This is a genomic window from uncultured Nevskia sp., from assembly GCF_903885465.1.
Taxonomy (GTDB): Bacteria; Pseudomonadota; Gammaproteobacteria; order Nevskiales; family Nevskiaceae; genus Nevskia.
Map to the genome: position 1 here is coordinate 1 of NZ_CAISIQ010000175.1, position 4799 is coordinate 4799.

Sequence of the window (4799 nt, forward strand, 5' to 3'; positions counted from 1 at the left end):
GCCGGCCGGCCGCTGCTCGACCAGCACCACGGCACCGACCACCAGGGCAACGAACACTGCGATCGGCAACGCGCGATGGAGCAGCGAACGCTGCACCACACGGCTGTAACCCTTGGCGAAGCTGCCGAAGCCGCGATTGAACGCACCGAAGAAGCGGCCGGGCAGACCGGACCAGCGTGATTCCGCGGTCGGCTTCAGCAGCAGCGCGCACAGCGCCGGAATGAAGCTGAGCGCGACGAATGCCGAGATCAGCACCGAGATCGACAGAGTCAGCGCGAACTGCCGGTAGAACAGACCGGTCAGGCCGCCGAGGAAGGCCACCGGCACGAACACTGCCGTCAGCACCAGGGCGATGGCGACCACCGGTCCAGCCACATCCTTCAGCGCCGCACGCGTCGCGTCACGGGCATTCATGCCGTGGTGATCCATCTTTTCGGTGACTGCTTCAACGACCACGATCGCGTCATCGACGACCAGGCCGATCGCTAGCACCATCGCCAGCAAGGTCAGCGTGTTGATCGAGAAACCGAGAACCGCGAAAGCGATGAAGGTGCCGATCAACGATACCGGCACCGCCAGCATCGGGATCAGGGTGGCGCGCCAGCTCTCCAGGAAGATGAACACCACCAGCAGCACCAGCGCCGCAGCGATCGCCAGAGTCAAGATCACTTCATGCAGCGACTCCGACACGAACAGGGTGGTGTCGAACGGAATCGTGTAGGTGATGCCGGGCGGAAAGCTTTTCGACAAGGTCGCCATCGTCGTCTGCACCTGACGGGCGACATCGAGCGCGTTGGCATTCGGCAGCTGGTAGATGCCGATGTTCGCGGCCGGCTGACCGTCGAGGCGGCTGGAGCGCGCGTAGTCGGTGGCCGCCAGTTCGATGCGGGCGACATCCTTGAGCCGAACCAGCAGGCCCTCGGTGCGCGCACGCAGGATGATGTTCTCGTATTCCTCGACGCTGGTGAGGCGGCCCTTGACTGTCACCGGGAACTGCATTTCCTGACCTTTCGGTGCCGGTTCCGCGCCGACGGTACCGGCCGGCGCGACCACGTTCTGCTCGTTCAGCACGCGGGAAATGTCCTGCGTGGTGAAGCCGAAGCGCGCCATCTTCTGCGGGTCCATCCAGATGCGCATGCCGTAGTCGCGGGCGCCGAACACGGTCACCGTGCCGACACCGGGAATGCGCGCCAGCGCGTCGTAGATCTGCAAGGTGGCGTAGTTCGACAGCCACAGATAGTCGTAGCGCGGATCGCTGGCCCGCAAACTGATGAACAGCAGCGGCTGAGGCTGGCGCTTTGCCACCGTCACGCCCTGGCGGATCACTTCCTGCGGCAGCGAGCGCTGGGCGATCGCCACCTGGTTCTGCACGTTGACCGCGGCGATGTCCTGATCGGTGCCGATCTCGAAGCTGACCGTCAGCGTGTAGACGCCGTCGTTCGACGCCTTTGACGACATGTAGATCATGTTCGGCACGCCGTTGACCTGCGCCTCGATCGGCGCAGCAACGGACTGCTCGACGGTTGCCGCATCGGCACCCGGGAAGGTCGCGGTGACGACCACGGTCGGCGGCGTGATCTGCGGATAGCGGGCGATCGGCAGCGCGGTCATCGCCACGCCGCCGGCCAGCGTGATCAGGATCGCGATGACCGTCGCGAAGATCGGCCGATCGATGAAGAAATTGATCATGACGCGGCTGCCGGCTTGGCTTCGGCGGCGGCTGGCTTGTCACCAGCGGCAGCGCTTGGCTCTTTACCCGAGCCGTTCGCTGCGCCACTCACCGGCGCATCGGCGGTGGCCGGCTCCTTGATCGCCACGGTGATGCCCTGCTTCAGCTTCTGCATGCCGTCGACGACCACCGTATCGCCGGCCTTGAGACCGTCATGGATGATCACGTCCTGCTCGACTCTCGGCCCGAGCACGATGTCGCGCTGGCTGGCTTTCTTGTCGCCGTCGATCACCCAGACGAAGTTCTTGCCCTGGAATTCCTGCAACGCGCGCTGCGGCACGACGATGGCATCGCTGAGATGCTGGGTGGTGACGCGGACTCGAGCGAATTGGTTGGCGCGCAGCAGCTGATCCGGGTTCGGCACTTCGAGCCGGACCTTCAAGGTACCGGTGGTGTTGTCGACCGCAGCATCGATGAAGTTCATCTTGCCGGGGTGCGGGTAGATCGAATTGTCGACCAGCAGCACCCGGAAGGCGCGCTCGGCTTTCGCGGTCTGGCTCAGCGCACCGCCAAGTTCACGCTGGATCTCCAGCACCCGGGCTTCGCTGATCGCGAAGTTCACATACATCGGATCGGTGGAATAAACGGTGCTGAGCAAGGTCGTGTACGCCGTGACCAGGCCGCCCACCTTGAGCTGCGCGCGGCCGATGACGCCATCGATCGGCGAGACCACGCGGGTGTAGCCGAGGTTCAGCTCGGCGGTCTGCAACGAAGCTCCGGCCGCTTCGACCTGGGCGCGCGCCGAGTCATGACGAGCGATTGCGGCATCGAGTTCCTGCTGGCTGACCGCGTCGATCGTCGACAGCGGCCGCACGCGAGCGAGATCACGATCGGACTGATCGAGCGCCGCCTGCGCCAGCGCCAGGGCCGCCTTCGCTTGCGACACGGCGGCCGCGTAAGGCTGGGCATCGATGACGAACAGCAGCTGGCCCTTCTTCACCTTCGAGCCTTCGACGACCCCTTGGGTTTCCAGCAGGCCGCCGACTCTGGGACGAATCTCGACCTCGTTCAGTGCTTCCGTCTGGGCGACGTAATCGGCGGTGACATCGATCGCACGCGGCGCGATCTTCTGGACGGCAACCTGCGGTGCCGCCGGCGGAGCCGGTGCTTTGGCGCCCGAGCAGGCGGCAATCAGCAGTGCCGCGAGCGTGGCGGCCGACTTGAGAGGGAAAGACTTGTTCATGACAGCTCCAGAAAACCGGGGACGTCGGACACCGTGGACAGCCGGGTACCCGATCCAGTGGGCGCAGCATACTTGCCTAGCTGGCTAGATGCTAGCTTGCTAACTATCTATTACACTCCTGTCATGAACGACATCCAGGAATTCGTGCAACTGCTGCGGACGGTCCCGCGCGACTGGCGTGCCGTGATCGATCGCCGCCTTGCACCGCTGGGGTTATCGCAGGCGAAATGGATGCCGCTGCTGTATCTGATGCGCGCCGATGGCCCGCCGACGCAGACCGAAATCGCCAAGCACCTGGAGATCGAATCGCCGACCCTGGTACGCCTGCTCGATCGCCTGGCAGCCGATGGCTGGATCGAACGCAAGGCCTGTCCCGGTGACCGCCGCGCTCGCCACATTCATCTGACGCCGCGCGCCAAATCCGTCTGTGTCGAAATCCAGACCATCGTCATGGACGTCCGCGAACAACTGCTGCAGGACGTTTCGCAGGCCGAATTGTCGCGCTGCATCGGCCTGCTGCGCCGGATCAATCAGGCCTCGCAAGCCATGGTAGCCAGCGACGAGGGGCAGGCGCTCACCGCCCTCGCCGCGCCGATGCCGACGACTCCGAAGTCATCACGCAAACGATCCGACGTCTGAAGCAATCCGTCACTGACGGCGGACGGTTAAAATCGCCGTCCCGACCCAGCCCCCGCGCCAGCCATGACCGCCTCGAGCCACGCCAGCACCACTGCCATCAAGCAGGAAGACCTGATCCAGAGCGTCGCCGACGCGCTGCAGTACATCTCCTACTACCACCCGGTCGACTACATCAAGAACCTGGCCGCCGCCTACGAGCGCGAACAATCGCCGGCTGCCAAGGATGCGATTGCCCAGATCCTGATCAATTCGCGGCTCTGCGCCGAAGGCCATCGGCCGATCTGCCAGGACACTGGCATCGTCACGGTCTTCCTGAAGATCGGCATGAACATCAGCTGGCCGGACGCGACGATGGGCGTCGAGGACATGGTCAACGAAGGCGTGCGCCGCGCCTACAACCATCCGGACAACAAGCTCCGCGCCTCGGTGCTCGCCGATCCGGCGTTCAGCCGCCGCAACACCAAGGACAACACGCCGGCGGTGGTCAACGTCAGCATCGTCCAGGGCCATGAACTGGAAGTGACGGTCGCTGCCAAGGGCGGAGGCTCGGAAGCGAAATCGAAGTTCGCGATGCTCAATCCATCGGATTCGATCGTCGACTGGGTGCTGAAAACCGTGCCGACGATGGGCGCCGGCTGGTGCCCGCCAGGCATGCTCGGCATCGGCATCGGCGGCACCGCCGAGAAAGCGATGCTGCTGGCCAAGGAATCGCTGATGGAGCCGATCGACATGCCGGAGCTGAAAGCTCGCGGCGCAAAGAACAAGCTCGAAGAACTGCGCATCGAACTGTTCGACAAGGTCAACGCCCTCGGCATCGGCGCTCAGGGTCTGGGCGGCCTGACCACGGTGCTTGACGTCAAGATCTTCGACTACCCGACCCACGCCGCGAACCTGCCGGTGGCGATCATTCCAAACTGCGCGGCCACCCGCCACGCGCATTTCGTGCTCGACGGCTCCGGCCCGGTTTCGCTCGATCCGCCGAGCCTCGAAGACTGGCCGAAGCTCACCTATTCGCCGGCCGGCGCCCGCAGAGTCAATCTCGATACCGTCACCCGCGAGGAAGTGGCCAGCTGGAAGCCCGGCGAAGTGGTGCTGCTCAACGGCAAGCTGCTGACCGGCCGCGACGCCGCCCACAAGCGGATGATCGACATGCTCAACCGCGGCGAGAAGCTGCCGGTCGACTTCACCAATCGCTTCATCTATTACGTCGGCCCGGTCGACCCGGTGCGTGACGAAATCGTCGGCCCC

4 protein-coding genes are annotated in these 4799 nt (G+C 64.6%); 2 read left to right on the forward strand and 2 right to left on the reverse strand.

Translation table 11 applies throughout. From position 1 onward, the window contains the following. The coding region (locus QZY06_RS06630; protein WP_295681893.1) for an efflux RND transporter permease subunit at nucleotides 1–1689 on the reverse strand (1689 nt) is incomplete at its 3' end. After that, complete coding sequence (locus QZY06_RS06635) at nucleotides 1686–2912, reverse strand: efflux RND transporter periplasmic adaptor subunit (protein WP_295681895.1); 1227 nt, start codon at nucleotides 2910–2912, stop codon at nucleotides 1686–1688. The genes QZY06_RS06635 and QZY06_RS06630, both read right to left, overlap by 4 nt. A gap of 33 nt (nucleotides 2913–2945) precedes the next feature. Here QZY06_RS06635 and QZY06_RS06640 point away from each other — a divergent pair, with 33 nt between their 5' ends. Both QZY06_RS06640 and QZY06_RS06645 read left to right on the forward strand, forming a co-directional pair. Continuing rightward, nucleotides 2946–3551 (forward strand): MarR family transcriptional regulator, encoded by a 606-nt coding sequence (locus QZY06_RS06640; protein ID WP_295681899.1) that lies wholly within the window; start codon nucleotides 2946–2948, stop codon nucleotides 3549–3551. A 63-nt stretch (nucleotides 3552–3614) separates the two neighbouring features. After that, on the forward strand, nucleotides 3615–4799 hold a 1185-nt coding region (locus tag QZY06_RS06645), incomplete at its 3' end, for a fumarate hydratase (RefSeq protein ID WP_295681901.1).